Origin of the sequence: Paenibacillus sp. FSL P4-0338, from assembly GCF_038002365.1 — a bacterium.
In the GTDB taxonomy this organism is placed as follows: Bacteria; Bacillota; Bacilli; order Paenibacillales; family Paenibacillaceae; genus Paenibacillus_AQ.
This window is the reverse complement of record NZ_JBBOCG010000001.1, coordinates 2,846,139-2,865,146: the sequence shown is the minus strand read 5'-3', so window position 1 is coordinate 2,865,146 and position 19,008 is coordinate 2,846,139. Positions and strand designations below refer to the sequence as shown.

19 protein-coding genes are annotated in these 19,008 nt (G+C 54.5%); 8 read left to right on the top strand and 11 right to left on the bottom strand.

Going from position 1 to position 19,008, the window contains the following annotated elements; genetic code table 11:
* Positions 1-4 precede the first annotated feature (4 nt).
* Both MKZ07_RS12810 and fucU read left to right on the top strand, forming a co-directional pair.
* Positions 5-655, top strand: a complete 651-nt coding sequence (locus MKZ07_RS12810) for a class II aldolase/adducin family protein (protein WP_036698548.1) — start codon at positions 5-7, stop codon at positions 653-655.
* Positions 656-680: 25 nt separating this feature from the next.
* Positions 681-1,121 (top strand): L-fucose mutarotase, encoded by a 441-nt coding sequence (gene fucU / locus MKZ07_RS12805; RefSeq protein ID WP_036698546.1) that lies wholly within the window; start codon positions 681-683, stop codon positions 1,119-1,121.
* A 948-nt stretch (positions 1,122-2,069) separates the two neighbouring features.
* Here fucU and MKZ07_RS12800 read toward each other — a convergent pair.
* The 7 genes from MKZ07_RS12800 to MKZ07_RS12770 form a co-directional block, all read right to left on the bottom strand.
* A complete protein-coding gene (locus tag MKZ07_RS12800) occupies positions 2,070-2,912 on the bottom strand; it encodes a sugar phosphate isomerase/epimerase family protein (protein WP_036698545.1) in 843 nt (280 codons plus the stop codon).
* 309 nt (positions 2,913-3,221) lie between these two features.
* On the bottom strand, positions 3,222-3,908 hold the full coding sequence (locus MKZ07_RS12795; RefSeq protein WP_036698817.1) for a rhamnogalacturonan acetylesterase: 687 nt from the start codon (positions 3,906-3,908) through the stop codon (positions 3,222-3,224).
* Positions 3,909-3,925: 17 nt separating this feature from the next.
* Positions 3,926-5,347, bottom strand: a complete 1,422-nt coding sequence (gene uxaC, locus MKZ07_RS12790; RefSeq protein WP_341026027.1) for a glucuronate isomerase — start codon at positions 5,345-5,347, stop codon at positions 3,926-3,928.
* A 39-nt stretch (positions 5,348-5,386) separates the two neighbouring features.
* Complete coding sequence (locus MKZ07_RS12785) at positions 5,387-6,874, bottom strand: UxaA family hydrolase (RefSeq protein ID WP_341026026.1); 1,488 nt, start codon at positions 6,872-6,874, stop codon at positions 5,387-5,389.
* A 125-nt stretch (positions 6,875-6,999) separates the two neighbouring features.
* Positions 7,000-8,421 (bottom strand): tagaturonate reductase, encoded by a 1,422-nt coding sequence (locus MKZ07_RS12780; protein ID WP_084649027.1) that lies wholly within the window; start codon positions 8,419-8,421, stop codon positions 7,000-7,002.
* Between the two features lie 137 nt (positions 8,422-8,558).
* Positions 8,559-9,554, bottom strand: a complete 996-nt coding sequence (locus MKZ07_RS12775; RefSeq protein ID WP_036698537.1) for a LacI family DNA-binding transcriptional regulator — start codon at positions 9,552-9,554, stop codon at positions 8,559-8,561.
* A 226-nt stretch (positions 9,555-9,780) separates the two neighbouring features.
* Positions 9,781-9,999, bottom strand: coding sequence for a hypothetical protein (locus tag MKZ07_RS12770; RefSeq protein WP_036698535.1), 219 nt, complete (start codon positions 9,997-9,999; stop codon positions 9,781-9,783).
* 199 nt (positions 10,000-10,198) lie between these two features.
* On the opposite strand from MKZ07_RS12770, the gene MKZ07_RS12765 reads away from it, so the two are divergent.
* Positions 10,199-11,305 (top strand): hypothetical protein, encoded by a 1,107-nt coding sequence (locus MKZ07_RS12765; RefSeq protein ID WP_341026024.1) that lies wholly within the window; start codon positions 10,199-10,201, stop codon positions 11,303-11,305.
* A 123-nt stretch (positions 11,306-11,428) separates the two neighbouring features.
* Here MKZ07_RS12765 and MKZ07_RS12760 read toward each other — a convergent pair whose 3' ends face one another.
* The 3 genes from MKZ07_RS12760 to MKZ07_RS12750 all read right to left on the bottom strand — a co-directional run bounded on the left by MKZ07_RS12760 (position 11,429) and on the right by MKZ07_RS12750 (position 14,415).
* The gene (locus MKZ07_RS12760; protein ID WP_036698814.1) at positions 11,429-12,331 is read right to left on the bottom strand and encodes a manganese catalase family protein; all 903 of its coding nucleotides are present in this window, start codon (positions 12,329-12,331) and stop codon (positions 11,429-11,431) included.
* Positions 12,332-12,405: 74 nt separating this feature from the next.
* Positions 12,406-13,767: a metallophosphoesterase gene (locus MKZ07_RS12755; protein WP_036698530.1), complete on the bottom strand. Its 1,362-nt coding sequence runs from the start codon at positions 13,765-13,767 to the stop codon at positions 12,406-12,408.
* A gap of 93 nt (positions 13,768-13,860) precedes the next feature.
* Entirely contained in the window at positions 13,861-14,415 is a 555-nt protein-coding gene (locus tag MKZ07_RS12750) for a hypothetical protein (RefSeq protein ID WP_036698528.1), read from the bottom strand.
* A 158-nt stretch (positions 14,416-14,573) separates the two neighbouring features.
* On the opposite strand from MKZ07_RS12750, the gene MKZ07_RS12745 reads away from it, so the two are divergent.
* The 4 genes from MKZ07_RS12745 to MKZ07_RS12730 all read left to right on the top strand — a co-directional run bounded on the left by MKZ07_RS12745 (position 14,574) and on the right by MKZ07_RS12730 (position 17,143).
* Positions 14,574-15,149: a TetR/AcrR family transcriptional regulator gene (locus MKZ07_RS12745; protein ID WP_036698526.1), complete on the top strand. Its 576-nt coding sequence runs from the start codon at positions 14,574-14,576 to the stop codon at positions 15,147-15,149.
* 155 nt (positions 15,150-15,304) lie between these two features.
* Positions 15,305-15,967: a ribonuclease H gene (gene rnhA / locus MKZ07_RS12740; RefSeq protein WP_036698524.1), complete on the top strand. Its 663-nt coding sequence runs from the start codon at positions 15,305-15,307 to the stop codon at positions 15,965-15,967.
* Positions 15,968-16,038: 71 nt separating this feature from the next.
* On the top strand, positions 16,039-16,707 hold the full coding sequence (gene ung, locus MKZ07_RS12735; RefSeq protein WP_036698523.1) for a uracil-DNA glycosylase: 669 nt from the start codon (positions 16,039-16,041) through the stop codon (positions 16,705-16,707).
* Positions 16,708-16,738: 31 nt separating this feature from the next.
* Positions 16,739-17,143 (top strand): hypothetical protein, encoded by a 405-nt coding sequence (locus MKZ07_RS12730; protein ID WP_036698521.1) that lies wholly within the window; start codon positions 16,739-16,741, stop codon positions 17,141-17,143.
* Positions 17,144-17,222: 79 nt separating this feature from the next.
* Here the strand turns inward: MKZ07_RS12730 and MKZ07_RS12725 are convergent, their stop codons facing one another.
* On the bottom strand, positions 17,223-18,359 hold the full coding sequence (locus MKZ07_RS12725) for an AI-2E family transporter (RefSeq protein ID WP_051493876.1): 1,137 nt from the start codon (positions 18,357-18,359) through the stop codon (positions 17,223-17,225).
* A gap of 173 nt (positions 18,360-18,532) precedes the next feature.
* Here MKZ07_RS12725 and MKZ07_RS12720 point away from each other — a divergent pair, with 173 nt between their 5' ends.
* Entirely contained in the window at positions 18,533-19,000 is a 468-nt protein-coding gene (locus MKZ07_RS12720) for a general stress protein (protein ID WP_036698520.1), read from the top strand.
* Positions 19,001-19,008 lie beyond the last annotated feature (8 nt).

Below are 19,008 nucleotides of genomic sequence, written 5' to 3'. Positions count from 1 at the left end.
AATTATGAATAATCATGAAGAAGAATTACGGCGCCAGATCTGCGATATCGGCCGTAATCTGTTCAACAAGGACTTCATCGCGGCCAACGACGGTAATATCTCAGCCCGCTTGTCGGCCACCGAGGTCATTACTTCGCCCACAGGAGTCAGCAAAGGGTATCTGCAGCCGCATATGCTGGTCAAGGTCAATCTGCAGGGAGAGATCCTGGATGCAGCGGAGGGCTACCGCCCGTCCACGGAGGTGAAAATGCACCTGAAGATTTACAATGAGCTGCCGGAGATGGGCGGGGTGGTTCATGCGCATCCGCCGTATGCTACCGCTTTTGCCATCAAGGGGGAAGCTCTGGACAAAATGATGATGCCGGAATCTGTCATTGCCATGGGCGACATTCCACTGGCGGTATACGGGACGCCTTCGACCGAAGAGATCCCGGATTCGCTGACTCCCTTCCTGGGCAAGAAGACGGCTGTGCTGCTGGAGAGCCACGGAGCCCTGACCTGGGGCAAGGATGTAATGGCTGCTTATATGAATATGGAGCGGCTTGAATATACGGCGAAGCTGACCTTCCTGACCCGCATGATCGGGGGAGAGCGCGAGCTGCCGCCACACCGGATTGAGGAACTTGTGGCTCTGAGATCATTCTACGGAATGTAATGAAGCCGGAGAGGAGACGAAGGCTATGCTCAAAAAAATACCCAAACTGCTCTCCCCCGAGCTTGTCCGCACCCTGATGGAGATGGGCCACGGTGATGAGCTGGTGCTGGCGGATGCCAATTATCCGGGACATGCGCTGCATTCCCGGGTGCTGCGGGCTGACGGGATCGGTATCCCCCGGCTGCTTGACGCGATCCTGGAGCTGCTCCCGCTGGATCATTATGCTCCGGCTCAGGCGGCCTTCATGGCCGTAGTGGAGGGGGACCCCACCGTTCCGGTGATATGGGACACGTACAAGGAGATTCTCACCCGGCATGATCCTGCGGTGCAGGTGGAGTATGAAGAGCGTTTTGACTTCTATGACCGCTCCAAGCACAGCTACGCCATCCTAATTACAGGGGAAGAAGCGCTCTACGGGAATATTATTCTCAAAAAAGGTGTGATTTCCCCCGAGGCCGGGGAATAGCGGCACCAAGCAACGGACCGCCCGGTTAGGCTATGGGCGGTCTTATTGCCTTGCATATAGCGCCAGCTTAGTCGACCGCTCGTTTAGAGGACGCTCATTTAGAGCGAATACCCTCAGATGTTGCAAGTTATGCAACCTGGCTACCCCAAAACCGGAGCCAGCCTGAGGATTGTTGCAGGAAATGCAGGAATGTACAGGCTTGTCTGCTTTGGTAGAGGAGGAATCCTGCTTTTTGTACAACAATACTAGCAATGAGTGTATATGTTGGGGGAGAAGCTGCAGTTTGTGCAAGATTATTGGTGCTAGTTTGTAAGTTATGATGCTAAGGCTATATAGCTATAAGTCTATTACTCTATTACTCTGTTACTCATACGTATATTGTATCTGTCCCTCTGTACGTTGCTGCACGGAAATACAGCACAAGGATGCAGCACAAGTACCCCATGCATCGATACGGCGGGGTACTTTTTGTACTGTACAGTAATCGTAATATCTGTCTGTCGTAGATAAAGGGAGTGTGTCGCTGGGAAGTATGTGTTGGCGCGAAGGTGAGTGGAGCAAATGTGTGTGGAAAACCGAATACGTTGGGCAGCAGTGAGGCATGTAGAGCAAATGTGTGTGGAAAACCGAATACACTGGGCAGGCTCGAGGATGCGTAAATCAGATACACCCAAAGTGAGCAACTCAGGAGCACAAGTGCCCCTGAATTCAGCAAACGCAGGCCAATTGAGCAAATGAAGAGCACAAGTGCCCCTGAATGCCCCCGATGCCCCAAAAGTGGGCGGATGGGTAAGACATAGTTAGTGACACAAGCTGTATGGACCGCACAAGTCCGTACCGCATCCCTCATTAATTACATCTCATTCATCACAAATCATCTCTAATCCAACATCCATTATTGAGCATCTCTTACCCAGCCACCTAACCTCCATCCGCAGGGCACTTTTGTTAAACCTCGTTATACATGTTCCGCAGGAATTGCGCACTGGCCTGGAGATGTTCCTCAGGAGTGCTCTCCAGCAGGCCCTGGATATGCGGGCGTTTATATTTCATGTAGCGGAGCAGCGGGGCGAAGTTCAGCATGCCTTGTCCGGCAGGAACGATGTCGATGGCGCCGTTCTTAACTGTGAAATCCTTCAGATGCAGGACCGCGATCCGGTTGCCGAGCAACTCCAGCGCTTCTGCCACAATCTGCTCCTGCTGAAGATAATTGTCCGGGGTCATCAGATTCGCGGCATCCAGTATAATTTGCAGGTTATTAGACGGCACAGTATCCAGCAGACGCCGGGCTAACGGGGCCGTGTAGAGCGGGTGGTTGACGCCTGCCTCGATGCCTACAGTTACTCCGAAGCGTTCGGCCTCAGTAACCATGGCACTAACGGAGTCAACCACTTGTCCAAAAGCCTCCTCCGTGAAATTATCCGGCGTATATCCCTGACCTACGCTGCCGGTCTCCGTACCAACCAGACTCGCGCCGAAGTCACGGGCCAGCCGCAGATGAGTGTTGAAGTCGCTCAGCGCCTGAGTACGCTTGCCAGGGTCGGCATCAATAATGTTCACATAACAGCCGAGGACAGCAATCTTGATACCCGCTTGTCTGAAGGAATCGCCATAGTACGCAGCAACACCCGGACTAAGTGCGCCAAGCTCAGTCACACTCTCCGGAAAAGACTTATGCAGCGCCAACTGAATTGCCGGGAAGCCATGCTCCTTCAGCTTATCTATTAATTGCGGCAGCGGACACCGCTTGAAGTCATGGGCACGGACGCCCAGGTGAAATGGAACGGTCATAGGGTTAGACTCCTTTATATTCAGAGGTAAGAGTTCGTATGGAACGCCGCAGGGCTGGTTCCCGCAAATCAGGCCGCCTATGTCCAAAAGTGGTCACAGGCGGCCTGGTCATGCTGACTGAGGATTGAAGCAACATCTAAGCATGGCGAATAATGTGCGGTATGTTTGCGATGCCCTACAGGCGGATGCACAACCTAATCCGCACGACACACTCGTCTGCATCCCTCGCCTACACCCGCAGATCGGCTGCAGCAGCTTCAGCTCCATAGACTATGCGAGCGCTTCTGCTACCTTGTCTGCAACCCCCGCCTACACCCGCAGATACGGGTGCAGCAGCTTCAGCTCCGCACACTGTGCGAGCGCTTCGGCTACCAGCGATGCGATTTGCTGCGCCCCGGATCTGGAGAAATGCGTGTCATCCGTAATGCCGTCCGGATAGTTGGGGCGGGCACCCGGCGGCAGGTGCATGAACAGCCCGGCTGATGCTTCGGCTCCCAGTCTGCGGTAGAGCTGCTGGGAGGCGGCAAAAACATCAAGCAGAGGCGTTCCGGTCTCCCCGGCAACCTCTCGCATGACCTGCGGATAGAGTCCGACCGCCAGCGGATCAGGTTCACCATCCGGGGTGAACCTGCGGCGGCTGACCGAGGTCAGCAGCAGAGGCGTACAGTCCCGGTTGCGGGCGGAATCGATGAATACCTTCAGATTCTCGCGGTAATCGGTATGCGGCTCCGTGTAACGGAGAGGGTCCTCCAGCTTCTGGTCATTATGGCCGAACTGGATCAGCAGGAAGTCTTCGGGGAGGAAGTCCCGCTCCATGTCTGCCAGTCTGCCCTCAGCCAGGAAGGAGCGTGTGCTCCGTCCGTTGATGGCCCGGTTCTCAATCCGCACCTTCCTGCTGACATACTGCTGCAGGTATTCACCCCATCCGGCCATCGGCCATTCCCCGCCGCCCTTCTGGGCGGCGGTAGAGTCTCCGGCGATATAGATTGTCGGCATCTTCAGCATTCCTCCATCTAGACGGAGATCCCGGCTGCACTGCCTGCAGTCTGGAACCCGAAATATCCGGCTGCGTTATTGTAGGAAATATCCTCGACCATAGCCCCTAGGATGGCGAGGTCATCCGGCGCTTCACCGCGTTCGGAGAGTTCACCGAGCAGCCCGCACAGGACGCGGCGGAAATATTCATGCCGGGTATAGGAGAGGAAGCTGCGCGAATCGGTCAGCATGCCGACGAAGTTGCCGAGCAGGCTGCCTTCGGCCAGCAGGGTCAGCTGCTGGCGCATGCCGCTGCGCGTATCGTTGTACCACCAGCCGGAGCCAAGCTGGAGCTTGCCGGGGGTGTCCTTCTGGTAACAGCCCAGCAGAGCCAGCAGGGCAGGGTAGTCGCCGGGATTCAGCGAGTAGAGGATCGTCTTCGGCAGGCCGCTGCCGCTCTCGGCCCGGTCAAGCAGCTGCGACAGTGCTGTGGTCAGCGGCAGATCGTTGATGCCGTCATAGCCGGTATCCGGTCCAAGCCGCTGGAACATCGGCGTATTGTTGTTGCGGTAAGCATGCAGGTGAAGCTGCATAGTCCAGTCCTTGTCATGATAGAAGCCGATCAGCGCGGTCAGCAGCTCAGTGCGGTAGCGGGTGATTTCCTCCGGCGACAGCGCAGCTCCCTGCATTCTTTTGGCAAAAATAGCTTCAACCGCTTCAGGTTCACCCGCTTCATAACGCAGAACATCCAGCGCATGGTCCGACAGGCGGCAGCCCTGCTCGTGGAAGAAGGCAACACGGTTACGCAGGGCATCCAGCAGCCCGGCATAGCTCTTGACCGGCAGGCCGGAGGCCGACTCCAGCTTCCCGATCCAGGCGGCGAAGCCTTCGGCATCGATGTTCAGCGCCTTGTCAGGACGGAAGGTCGGGAACACCTGGAAGGCAGTCTCACTCTCACTCAGCAGCTTGTGATACTCCAGGGAATCTGCCGGATCATCGGTGGTGCAGATCACCTTGACACCGCTGCTGCGGATCAGTCCGCGCCGGGTGAAGCCCGGCTCAGCCAGCTTACGGTTGACCTTCTCCCAGATGGCCGGCGCCGTAGCTTCATTCAGCATCTCCTCTACACCGAAGAAACGGCGGAGCTCCAGATGTGTCCAGCTGTACAGAGGGTTGCCTACTGCCTTAGGCAGTGTACGGGCCCAGGCCAGAAATTTATCATAATCAGAGGCGTCACCGGTAATATGCGATTCAGGCACGCCGTTCGCGCGCATCAGCCGCCACTTGTAATGATCGCCGTACAGCCAGGCTGCGGTCAGATTCTCAAATGGCTGGTCCTCATAGATTTCACGCGGGTCCAGATGGCAGTGGTAATCGATAATGGGCATGGTTTTGGCGTAATTATGAAAGAGTAGCCGTGCTGTTTCGCCGGACAACATGAAGTCCTCGTTTAGGAACATGAATAGGATCTCCCTTTGAATGGATTGGAATAAGTTCTACTACAAAGTAACGCCTGTTTTGAAAATAGCCAGCTCACGCACTTCATTCTGCTCGTTCCGTGTTTTTTGGCCGCTGGCGACATCAATGATATACGTGATGAATTCCTCCAGTACATCGGCCATCGGTGTTTCCAGCAGGGGACCGGCGTTGAAGTCCATCCAGTGGCCTTTTTTGGCAAAAAGGTCGTTGTTCGTTGCTATCTTAACCGTAGGCACAAAGCTGCCGAAAGGCGTGCCGCGGCCCGTTGTGAACAGCACGAGCTGGCAATCCGAAGCGGCAAGCGCGGAGGCAGCGACCAGATCGTTGCCGGGAGCCTGCAAGAGGCTCAGTCCTTTTTTGCGCAGCTTCACGCCATACTGCAATACATCCACCACTGGTGACGATCCGGCCTTCTGGGTGCAGCCGAGCGATTTGTCCTCCAGCGTGCTGATGCCGCCGGCCTTGTTGCCCGGAGACGGATTCTCATAGACAGGCTCACCGTAAGAGAGGAAATACTGCTTGAAGTTATTGATCAGCGAGACGATATCATCATAGACCTCCTTACTCTCCGCGCGGGCCATCAGCACCTTCTCCGCACCGAACATTTCCGGTACCTCCGTCAGCACCGAGGTCCCGCCCTGGGAGATAATGAAGTCGGAGAATGCGCCTAGCAGCGGGTTGGCTGTAATACCGGAGAACCCGTCAGAGCCGCCGCATTTCAGCCCGATGTTCAGCTCACTGAGCGGAACCGGCTCACGAACGTCGTTCGCAGCGGCTTCATACAGCTCCTCCAGCAGCACAAGACCGGCCTCAAGCTCATTGCCTACCTCCTGAGCCACCAGGAATTTAACCCGGGATTCGTCATGATCGCCCAGCATGCTGCGGAACTCGGAGACGATATTATTCTCGCAGCCCAGGCCGAAGACGAGTACACCGCCTGCATTGGGATGATTGACGGCATCGAGCAGAATGCTGCGGGTCATGCGGTGGTCATCGCCCAGCTGGGAGCAGCCGTAAGGATGCTTCAGCACGGTCAGGTTATCGAATCCGCCAAGATCGGGATGCTCGGCCTTGAACTCCTGAAGCATCTGCTCGGCCACGCCGTTCACACAGCCCACAGTCGGAATAATGAACAGATCATTACGGATGCCCACCTTGCCGTTACTCCGCCGGTACCCCTGGAAGGTCAGATCACGGCGCGGATAGATTACCGGATGGACATCAGGCACATACTCGTATTCTTCCTCGCCGGACAGATTGGTTTTGATGTTATGCGTATGAATCCAGTCGCCTGCGGCAATTGGAACTGTGGCATGACCGATCGGAGCTCCGTATTTGGTAATCGTATCTCCGCTGCTGAAGCCGGTCAGGGCAATCTTATGACCCTGCGGAATCTCCTGGGCGGCCTGAACCGTCAGTCCGTCTATTGTCAGTTCTTCACCGGCAGCAATCGGCCTCAAGGCTACAGCTACCGTATCTCGCGGGTTCATTTTCATTAAGTTTTTCATGTTGACCCTCCTAAAAAGTTTGTAAGCTGCGCTTCCCTGAAATTCTTCGTACAAACTCGCTTCGGAAGCATATGCCAAGTTTGTAAGCTGCGCTTCCCTGAACTTCTTCATACAAACGAGCGGGTTCAGCCGACGAGTTCCTGTAATGCTGCACGGGAATCTTCACGCTCCAGCTGCTGTAAGTGGGCGGCAACCGCAGCAGCCAGTCCAGGCAGCTGGGTCAGATCCTGTCCCCACAGGCTGGTGTCGGCAAGAATAGTGTTCACGAAGCTGGCCGGCTGGCTCCAGGCCTGATCGAACACTGCCAGTACCTCTGCGCCGTCCTGCCGGGGAATGCGGTCTCCACGGTAGCTGAGCAGCAGGGCGGCGAAGGCGAGAGTCATCCGCTCCGGAAGCTTACCGCGTTCCTGTTGGTAGCGAAGCAGGACCGGGAGCAGGCGGGCCTTGAATTTGGAAATGCTGTTGAGCGAGATGGAGGTCAGCTCATGGCGGATGAACGGATTGCGGAAGCGCTCCTGTACGGCATCGGCGTAGGACAATAGCTGATCAGCAGGCAGATCCAGCATAGGAATCAGTTCCTCTTCGATCAACTGCTTCACGAACCGGGAGAAGGTACCGTCATTCATGACGTCTTCAACCGTCTCAAGCCCGGCGAGCAGGCCCAGAGGAACCATAGCAGTATGCGGTCCGTTCAGCAGATGAACCTTGCGTTCGCGGTAAGGCGTCATATCCGGTGTCACCACCACATTCAGTCCGGCCTTGGCCAGCGGCAGGCGCTCTGCCAGAGACTCCGGTCCTTCAATAACCCAAAAGAGGAAAGGTTCTGCGGTTACCATCACGTTATCGAGATAGCCCAGCTCAGCTTCCAGGGCAGCAGCCTGGTCACGCGGATAACCAGGAACAATCCGGTCGACCAGACTGCAGCAGAAGGTGTTCTCGGACTTCAGCCATTGCAGGAATTCTGCGCCAAGGTTCCAGTCAGCCGCATAACGTTCTACGATCTCCTGCAATTTCTCGCCGTTACGGTCAATCAGCTCGCAGGGGATAATGACGAAGCCTTTCTTGCCAAGCTCGAAGCGGCGGTGGAGCAGCGCAGTCAGCTTGCCCGGGAAGCTCTTAGGGGGAGCATCATCTGCGTGGTCGCCTGGAAGATAGGCAATACCAGCTTCGGTAGTATTGGAGGTAATGAACTCCAGATCATCATTCTCGGCGAGCGCGAGATAAGCTTCATAATCGGTATATGGGTTAATCACCCGGCTGACCGAGCTGATAATTTCGCGGGAATTGACGGTCTCGTTGTCCATGATGCCATTCAGCAGTACGGTGTAGAGGTTGTCTTGAGCGGCCATCAGTTCAGCTACTCCGCCTGGTCCCTGCGCAATAGGCTGAATGAGGACGGCGCTGCCGTTGAACAGACCCTGATTGTTCATTTGCTGCAGCTGCCAGTCCACGAACGCACGCATGAAGTTGCCTTCGCCGAACTGAATCATCCGTTCAGGATGGAGGGTTAGCTCCGGGTGAGTGCTTCTGGATAAACGGTTTGTCATAGTGGTCATGATCTCCTTTAGAATACAGTGATAAATTGCACACGTTAACATTTTATTTTAAGCAAGATACGGAATTCCTTCACTTCTCCAGGAAGGCTCCGTATCTGCAGAAAATAGCGTCTGGGGTTCTGGTAGAGTTATTCTGCGGCCACCGTATCCCGCACAACCAGCGAAGTCTTGACGAACAGCTGCTGCGGCGGGGTCTCCGGCTGCTGAAGCAGCTGGATCAGCATGGTGATGCCCAGTTCACTGATCTCAGCAATCGGCTTGCGGACGGTGGTCAGGGCAGGATTCGTATAGCGGGCGAACATCATATCGTCGAAGCCGATCAGTGAGATCTGCTCCGGTACCCGGACCTTGTGGGCATAGCAGGCATTCATAGCGCCAATCGCCATATCATCATTGGAGCAGAACACAGCCGTAGGCCGGTCCTCCAGGCTAAGCAGCTTGCTCATCGCGGCATATCCGCTCTCAATGCTATAATCTCCTGCGGCAAAATAATCGGGATTCAGCGGAAGCCGGCCTGCAATCAGACTGTCCAGGAAGCCCTGCTTACGTTCGCTTGAGGACTTGAAGCCGGGCTTTCCTTCAATAATAGCCAGCTTGCAGTGACCCTGCTGCACAGCATAATCAATCGCTTCCTTCACGCCTTCGCGGTCATTGGCCACCACGTTCATGATGCCCGGGTCCTCGAGCTGGCGGTTCAGCACCACTAGCGGAATGCCCATCTTCTTCACATGATAGATGAAGGCATTGTCTTCATCGCTCTGGCTCATGACCAGAATACCATCGAAGCGCTGCGGCTGAATATTGCTGAAATGCTGTACACCGTCGATCCCGTTTACCGTCAGATTATAGTTCTCATCGAGGCTATGCGTAATGCCTTTGATCGCATCCACCAGGAAGCTTGCGGAAGTCCCCTGCTCAATACTGGAGAAGAACAGGCCAATGATGAACGATCTCTTGGTGACCAGGCTCTTGGCGCTGTAATTGGGCACATAATTCATTTCGGAGGCGATCCGTTCAATCTTATCCCGGGTGGCTTTCTTGATCAGCGGGTTGCCGTTCAAAGCCCTCGATACGGTAGTATGGGACACACCGGCAACACGGGCAATATCTTTGATGGTAATCATAGGTTCTCCCCGGGTACATGGAATTGTTAACGATTTCAGTTTAATTCTCCAGCAGCGTCAAGTCAATAGTTTATTGGAATGCACACGTTAATATTTTGTGAAAAGTGAACGCAAAAACGGACCCGGATCAGGGTCCAGGGTCTGCGTTTGAAGAGGGGAGGGAGGATCAAGGGCGAGCGCTGTTTCTCCTCTGTTTCTCCTTTGATGAAGAGACCCCGAAGCCTTCTCAGGCATGGTTGTGCTGGAATTTCGTAATGTCGCGGGCGTAATGTGAGGTGGTGCCGTCGAATCTTTTCAGCCGGACGTACTCATCAGAGAATTTCTCAACGACTCCGCTGCCTACCTGGGAATACATTCCGTCAGGGTCAAGCTGGAGGGCAGATACGAAGGTCTGTGACAGTGCGGCTACGAAAAAATCAATATTTTTAACAAGTGTCTGTGGCAAAAAGTCCCAGTCCTTTCATCGGATAAATTCAACATCAGCGGGAAAAAACTTAAATCTTATTGTACGACAGGCTGCCGGTTTTGAACATAGGCTATACTTTGTGTATATATATCCAGCCGGAAGTTGACACAGGGATGTCCGGTTCGTATGTTATGCTCTCATTATAAGAGAATCCAATCACAGCAGGAGGAATTCAAGAATGGCCGAACCCCTGAAAGCAATGTACAACCAAGAATTCCTGCACAGTCTGGGAATGAAAATTAAAGCTGTCTACGGTTCGTTTGAGCTAGGCCGCTTCATTGCTGAGGCGATGAAGGAGCCGTGGGAGGAGCTGGAGCTGAAGGCAAGGATGCGGCGGATTACAGAGACGCTGGGCAGCTGCCTGCCCCCGGCCTATGAGGAAGCGCTGAAGATATTGTATGCGATAGATAAGGACTGTGTCGGCTTCCCGTATCTGATCTTCCCGGATTTCGTGGAGGTGTATGGCGGAAGCGGGGAGCACTGGGAGCTATCGATGGAGGCGCTGGAGCGGTTCACCCCGGGGTCCTCGGCGGAATTTGCCGTCAGGCCGTTCCTGCTGCGTGATCCGCAGCGGATGATGGACCAGATGCTGGTCTGGGCGGAGCATCCGGGGGAGCATGTACGGCGGCTCGCCAGCGAGGGCAGCCGTCCCCGACTGCCTTGGGGCCAGGCATTGCCGGTGTTCAAGCGCGACCCGTCTCCGCTATTGCCGCTATTGGAGAAGCTGAAGGCTGACCCGTCACTCTATGTGCGCAAAAGTGTAGCCAACAACCTGAACGATATCGCGAAGGATCACCCCGATATCGTCATAGCCACTGCCCGCAACTGGCTGGGCAGTGATGTGAATACAAACTGGATTGTGCGGCATGGCTGCCGCTCGCTGATCCGCAAAGCCGACCCTGAGATCATGGAGCTGTTCGGATATGCCCAGGAGGAGAGCGGCACCCCGCTGGTCAGCTCGGCTGCCTTGGCGGCTGACTCGGCCGTGCTGCGGATCGGAGAGCACTGTGAGCTGCAATACGCTCTGACGATCCGGGAGGGCGGTCCGGTGCGCATCCGTATTGAATACGGGATCAACTTCGTCAAGGCCGGCGGCAAGACCTCACGCAAGCTGTTTCTTTTATCCGACAAAACCGTGCCCGGCGGCACCAGACTCTCCGGTACGCGGACCCACCGCTGGGCCAACCTGACCACACGCAAGCACTATCCCGGTGAGCATACGATTGTGCTGCTTGTGAATGGACAGGATGTTGCCGATACCTCACTGCTGCTTGAGCCTGAGTGATAAGGCGGAGATCTTTGAAGCATCCATACCCAAACAAAGCGGATGTTCCGGCAGCCAGTTCATGGCTTTCAGGACATCCGCTTCTCTATGGGTGCTATTATTCGCTAGGCTTGGCTCTGGCTGCTAGTCATGAATATTCCCGGCCATTTTCAGCCGTTTGGCAATCTCCTTGAATTCCTCGGCGGAGATGCCCGGTGCGAATTCTTCCTTCAATTCCGGGGCTTCGGGGATAGGGAAGCCTTTCGGTACACCCTGAATGACCTCCAGTGGAAGCCCGTCTTCAGGATGGGTACCCTTCCAGATCTGGTCAATGGAGCTGAAATCCTTATCGCTCCACGTGTAGAGCTTCGTATGGACGCCTTTTTCTTCATACTTCCTGGCTTCATTGAACGCCTTGTTGTCCAGGGAAGGAATCGGCACGAGCTTGGTGACATTGACGCCTGTGGCAATCTCCAGCGCCTTGGCGTAAGCGACTACGTGAACGCCCCCACGGACAAGCAGGAAGCCGACTACCGCCCGGGCTGCAGGGTGGTCGGTCATTTCGTAGACCTTCATTTTATGGGTTCTGGCCCCGCACTCCAGGAAGAAGTTATGCAGCAGATCCTCTACCAGGTTGCCGCTGTTGAACACATTGGCTCCGGTCCATGGATTGCCCATAGAGTCGAATGGCATGGCTCCCTGTGCGCCCGCCAGGAAGTGATAAGACAGCCGTGCGTCTTTGACATCCCCCAGCGGCGTGGAATCCGGCTTCTTATAGGCTGTGGAACCTCTTAGACATTTATTCACGGCGTGGGAGACCAGCTCAACATGGCCCAGTTCCTCGGCGGTAATACTCATCACCAGGTCGTAGAAGGGCTTCAGCTTGTCCTTGGAGCGGAAGTTGAAGGACTGGTACAAATAGTTATTGAGTGTTGACATTTCACCGAATTTGCCACCGAGCAGCTCTTGAACGGCTGCTGCAGCATTAGGATCTGGTTTCTCGACGTCCGGGATTTCAATCATAATCTCATCCATACGTGTGAACATGGTGATCATCATCTCCTCAGCAATAGGTGTAAGCATACGTGTCTATCTTGCACCTATTTCCAGTTCTTCAAACATCACCGCTGAGGAAGCTGGACATGCAGTTCATGATTGCTTTTCGGCTGCTGCGAGGCCATCTTCAGAACATAGCTTCTCGTTCCGCCCGCTGGGGCGTCCTGCCAGAGCCGGTAGCCTGCTGTGGCGGTCAAGGCTGCATTGTCCGTACTTGCAGAGCCTGCAAAGTAATTCTCGTTCAGCCTTCCGACAACGTCAGCCATTTGCTTCAGCTCAGCCTCCGTATAGCTGGCGTAAGCGGGATCTTCAGCCAGATGGGAATAACTCCGGGTGGCAGACCGCTTGCGGAAGTTGGCTTCACTGTAGGCCCTGAAGCCCAGCAGATTCGGATCTGTATTGCCGGTGGCTGTTGCCCATTGCTCCATCCCTAATCTTGCAGTGCTGTAATCCAGAGTCTGACGGGCGGAGGAATAGGTTAAGAGTCCGTATTGATGGGGATAAACGGATAAAGCACTGCTGGCAATGTCATAGATGCGCTCCCCGTCATGACTGTATTCACTGATATCCTGAATGTGTATATGCCCGCTGAGAACCGTCTGCACGCCGCTCTTCATCAAGGCATCTGTAACCTTGGCATGGTCCTCTACAGTGAAGCCCTCCTGAATGAATTCACTGTGGTTCAGCAGGCTGTGATGCATGACCGTCACAAGCTGCGCGCCTGCGGCAGCGGCCTTCGCACCGCAGGCGGCGATCCATTCCAGGGTCCGGTCACTGACCCGGCCCTCCAGCTGGGGATGGCCCAGCGCTTTATTGTCTCCGTACTGTGCAGTATCCAGCATGAGCAGCCATAGCTCCTCCGACGGGGCAGCCAGGTAGCTGAGCGAATCTTCGTCTCTCAGCAGGGCCTCATCATAACCGAAGCTGCCATAGATTTTGCGGAACGCTGTGGCGCTCACGGAATCTGTGGCGTATTGGCGCTTATCGCGGAAGCTCCGGGCCCAGGGATTCCGGATATCATGATTGCCCGGGATCACATAGATCCGGGTTCCGGTGTCTTGCTCAATGCGCTTCAGATGTCCGGCCAGCTCCTTATGGCTGGCTTCTTCCCCGTTGTTGCTGAGATCCCCGCTGATAATCACCACATCCGGCTTGCGGATTCCGATATCATAGCCCAGAGCCTCCATCATCTCCTTGCTGTAGCCGAGCTGCTTGCCGTCACCGGCAGCCAGAAACTGCTGGAAGGCAGGCCCGAGATCTCTAAGCTCCTGCGCTAAATAATGGGTATCGCTCGTTGTCAGGATACTCAGATCATGACCGGACTGAATCCGGTATTGCGGCTCCGTCTCGGCCGCATCCTGTCCGTTACAGGAGGAGAGCATCAGGAGCAGAAGAGGAAGGATAGCATACTTACGGATGAATTTCATTAGGCCAGCACCTCTTTTCCAGGGTAACAATGCAAAAAAAGGGTGTTCTCCCCGGCTGATTGCCCGAAGAGAAACACCCCGCACCCTGCCGCATTATTTTTTCACTTCAGTGACGCCGGTTACCTTCCCTTGATCTGCTGCGGAATAGGTAGCCTGGTATTTGTCATCGGAGAAATAGACATTGCCTTCAATGGTGGCATTCACGACAGCGAAGCCGTCAGCCTCCACATAGACATCACCCACAAACGTCCCTCCCTGAATCCGGGCATTCTCACTGCGGATCGTCAATTTCGGAGCGGTGAGCTTGAAGGAGTTCGTGATGTTGTGATCAGCATCCTGGGTATAGAGCGCGATTTTGCGGGCAGGCTCTTCCTTATGGATGAACTGTCCGTCGAGCACAAGCTCCTCGGAGAAGCTCAGGTCCTTCAGTGTAGCTGCAATCCAGGTGCCGTCTTTGCTGATCGCCTTCTTGAAGGCTTCTCCGTTATCGACTACCGAAGCCGAAGTGACCGCATCCGGTGCAGCGGTAGCCGCCGTATTGCCCGCGTTCTCTGCTGTGCCGGTGTTCCCTGCATTTTTGTTTGCGTTGCCGCAGCCAATGAGCAGGGTCAGGGTGAATGCCGCAAGTATTACTGCGAACTTTCTCATGTGATAACCTCCTTGGGGTGTGAAATGCTGATGGTATTTTCCTTAAAATTAATATAGAATGATTGGTACGGAATCGATGTGATCTAGTTAACAAGGCTACAATAATATTTACCGATCGTTCTATAAATGGTAAAATAGACCGCGAAAGGAGCATGATCATGGCGCGTAGCAAAGAGTTTGACATTGATGATGTATTGCTCAAGGCAATGACGATTTTCTGGCAGCAGGGCTATGAGAAGACCTCCATGCAGGATCTTGTAACCGGTATGGGAATTCATAAGCGAAGCATGTATGACACCTTTGGAGACAAGCATACCTTATATATAAAAGCGCTGGAGCGCTTTGCATCCCTTCAAAGCTCCCGGATGGAGAGCCGGATCGAGGGTATCACCTCCGCCAAGGCAGCCATCCGTCTATTATTCGAAGCCATAATTCACAGAAGTGAAGAGGAGCCGAAGGGCTGCATGCTGGTGAATACGGCAGTGGAGCTGTCGGGTCATGATCCGGAAGCTGCTGGCCGGGCGAATGAGGCTTTTCTGAATACAGAGAGATTAATTGAGCGGCTGATCCTGCATGGTCAGGAGACCGGAGAGCTATCCTCCCGGCATGCGGCCCCGGCGCTTGCTGCTTATCTGCATAATGCCCTGGTAGGTCTGCGGGTTATGGTCAAGGCAACACAGGATACAAGCAAGCTCCAGACCATTGCTGATACTACGCTTGCTGTGCTGGACTAAGCTGCCGTATTAGTATGAACGCGCCTGCCGGTAATTATCCAACATATATTCGGCCGGCAGCAGGTGTACGAGTGTAATCAGGCTTCAATATGAACGCGGTATGCATTACAATATGAATCTGGATAAGGTTACACCGGCAGGAGGGAGCAATAGGAATGGCGAAACAGAAATACTACGTAGTATGGGAAGGTAAGAAGCCTGGAGTCTACAATACATGGGCGGAATGCCAAGCGCAGACGGATCATTATACTGGAGCGAAATATAAGTCCTATGAGAGCAAGGCGGCGGCTGACACAGCCTTCAAGGCAGGCTGGAAGGGCAACTGGGGAACAGGTGCGGCATCAGGAGCATCCGGCAAAAGCAAGTCAGGCAAGACTTGGAGCCGCAGTGCCAGCGTGGAGACGTCTGAGGAGATCGATTATGATAGCATCTCCGTGGATGTAGGCACCCGGGGCAATCCCGGACCGGTCGAATACAAAGGCGTGGATACCCAGACCGGGGATGTGATTTTCTCCTGCGGTCCGATCCGTAAAGGGACTAATAACCTCGGAGAGTTCCTGGCGATTGTGCATGCGCTGGCTCATCTTAAGCAGGAGGGCAGCAGCAAGACAGTCTATAGTGATTCTGTCAATGCAATGAAATGGGTCAAGCAGAAAAAGGTAGCCACGACCTTGCCCCGCGATGCCTCCACGGAGGAGATCTGGCAACTGATTGACCGGGCGGAGAGCTGGCTGCGGAACCATACCTATGATAACAAGGTGCTGAAATGGCAGACGAAGTCATGGGGCGAAATCAAAGCGGACTATGGCCGCAAATAAGTTCCTGTTATTCTGGTTAATAACAGGTAATGAAACAATACTAATAGCAGGGGAATTGGGAGGAGAACAGGATGTTTGGCAACGATTGGGATGAAGTGCTGCAGGAAGAGACGCAGAAGCCTTACTTTGAGGAATTGCGCTATGCCCTGGCACGCGAGTACAAGCAGTATACAGTCTATCCCCCGAAGGACAAGCTGTTCTCGGCGCTGAAGCTGACGCCTTACAGTAAGACCCGGGTAGTCATTCTTGGACAGGACCCGTATCACGGCGCAGGACAGGCCCATGGCCTTAGCTTCTCGGTCGAGCCGGGTGTAAGGATTCCGCCGTCTTTGCGGAACATCTACGCTGAGCTGCATAGTGATCTCGGTCTAGAGGTGCCGGGTCACGGATCGCTGCTGCACTGGGCGGAAGAGGGCGTGCTGATGCTCAATGCCGTACTGACAGTACGTGAGGGCCAGCCGAATTCGCATAAGGGGCTGGGCTGGGAGACCTTCACGGATGCCATTATGGCGAAGCTGAACGAACGGACTGAACCGATGGTATTCATCCTGTGGGGCAGTCATGCCCAGCTCAAGGGCGCGGTCGTGGACCGCAGCAGACATAAGGTGATCCAGTCTCCGCACCCGAGCCCGTTCTCTGCACACCGCGGATTTCTCGGCAGCCGCCCCTTCTCTCAGGCCAACCAGTATCTGGAGCAGCATGGGCTTAAGGGCATTGACTGGTCCATACCGAAGGTATAAGTAGTTCAGGCACAGGGAAGGGCGTGGAGCCATGAAGCATTGGGTTGGCAGACCGGTCATTATGTACTGCGGTGAGCAGCCATATACGATCATGAAAGGCGTTCTGCGCAGATGGGATCTTGCAGCTTCGGTAGCCGTCATCGGGCATCAGGAGATTGCTGTCCCTTTCCGCGATATTGTGTACATCAAAGCCCTGGCTCCCAAAGAGAGGGCTTTGCCCCCGTTTCTCCATTCGGTCGGCTATATCATGAGAGAACGTCTGCAGTTTGATAATGCCGTCTATTTCAAATCAGCGGTTACCGTCTGGAAAGGGGACCAGCTGGTGGCGTTCAATGCGACGATCATCGCACATACCAAAGGCTCCGTGACGCTGCATGGCGGGCAGAACCTGCCTAAGGGCAACCATACTTTTGTGGTCCGCTCGCTGCGGGGCTGAAGTCTGAATACATCCAGGCGTGTACATTGAAAAGCCCTCCGGCGCGGAGATCATCTGCGCCGGAGGGCTTTTTGTCCAACTATAGCTGATCGTCCTTGACAATCTCGATCTCAATCCCTGGCGGAGCACCGGACTCAGGGACGGGTTGATCCACCCGTTCGGCGACAATGATCTCGTAAATGCGCAGGAAGATGATTTTGATAATCATATAGACCGGAAGCGCAATGAGGACGCCGATCAGGCCGTAGAAGTCGCCCCCCACAAGTACAAGCAGCACCGTGGTCAGCGGATGCACGTCCAGCGACTTGCCGTAGATGACCGGAGACAGCACGTTATCCTGAATCTGCTGCGCGATCAGAATGACGACGGCTGACCAAATCGCGAGTGAAGGCGATTCGATGAACCCCACGATAATCACCGGAACCGCCGCCAGCAGCGAGCCCACATAAGGAATGAAATTTAGCGGGATGGAGATCAAGGCGAGCAGCAGGGAATAGGGCAGACCGATCAGCAAAAATCCGATATACAGCAAGATGCCGAGCACCACATTAAGCAGGACGCGCGTAACGATGAAGCCGCTGAGTGCAGAGTCGATATCCTTGAACATCTCCTGGCCTTCCTTGCGGTACTTTCTCGGGATCAGGCCCTGAAGAATCGGAGACAGCTTGTTGCCGTCCTTCAGCATATAGTAGAGAATGATCGGCAGGGTGGCGATTACCACGACAATACTGGAGATCACTGCGATCAGATTAGACATTGAATTCGTTACCCAGGTAATGACATTGTTCAGATACTCCGTCAGGCGTGTGGTCACATCTGTATCACCCTTGAAGAAGCGGGAGAGCGACGGATCATTCTGGAGCTTGTTGAACTGATTCTGTATACCCTCGACCAGATATGGCGTATTGTCGATGAAGTTCTGGATCTGCTCACGCAGTGTAGGCCAGACCAGTACCCAGAATAGGACGAACAGTCCGGCGAACACAAGATAGATCAGCAGCACGGACAGCCCGCGGTTTACATTTTTGGTACCCAGATAGTTGACGATCGGCCGCAGCAGATAATACATGAAGCCCGACAGCATCATCGGTACGAGTAATAGTTGAATAATAGATACCAGCGGTGTGAACAGAAAAATGACCTTAGAGCCCAGGTACAGGATCGTCAAAAAGGCGATAATGGCCAGGCAGGTCCGGAAATACTTGCTTTGAAGCATAGGCAGTCCCCCCAATCTCTTAAGTTATGTTTATATTTATGTATACGTATCTTTATAACCGAATTAGAAGAGATTGATTCACGGCCGGCAGTAGCCGTTGCTGTTAGCGGAGTTCAAGGCAGGTTCAACCCCCAGGCAGGGTGGTAATATCGCAGTAACAGGAGGGATGCCGCATGCCAACATTGGTATTGGGGATTTTTGGACACCGGAGTGATGCGGTGCTGGCGATCGGGGAATTGAAGGAGAACGGAATCAAGGCGAAGCATATCTCAGCCGTCACGAAGCAGAAGAACACGCTGGAGACCATCAGCCAGGATGCCGGAATCGGGGATGTGGAGACAGGGCAGGGGAATAAAGGCTTGTTCGGCACAGCCCGCGGACTGGGGGTAGGTCTGGATATGGTGTCCGATTCAGCGGTCGCAGCAGGTCCGGCAGCCCGCAAGCTGGCAGGAGCGGATCTGGAGACAGACGGGCTTGAGGTCAGCCTGATCGGGATGGGAATTCCGCAAGAAGATGCGCAGGCGTATGCGAAGCATGCCGATCTGGAGCATATTATTGTCATTATCCTTCTGCCCGAAGAGGAGCTGCAGGAGAAGGTGCAGGCCATATTTGCGAAGCATGAGGTCATATCTTTGAAGTAAATGACGGG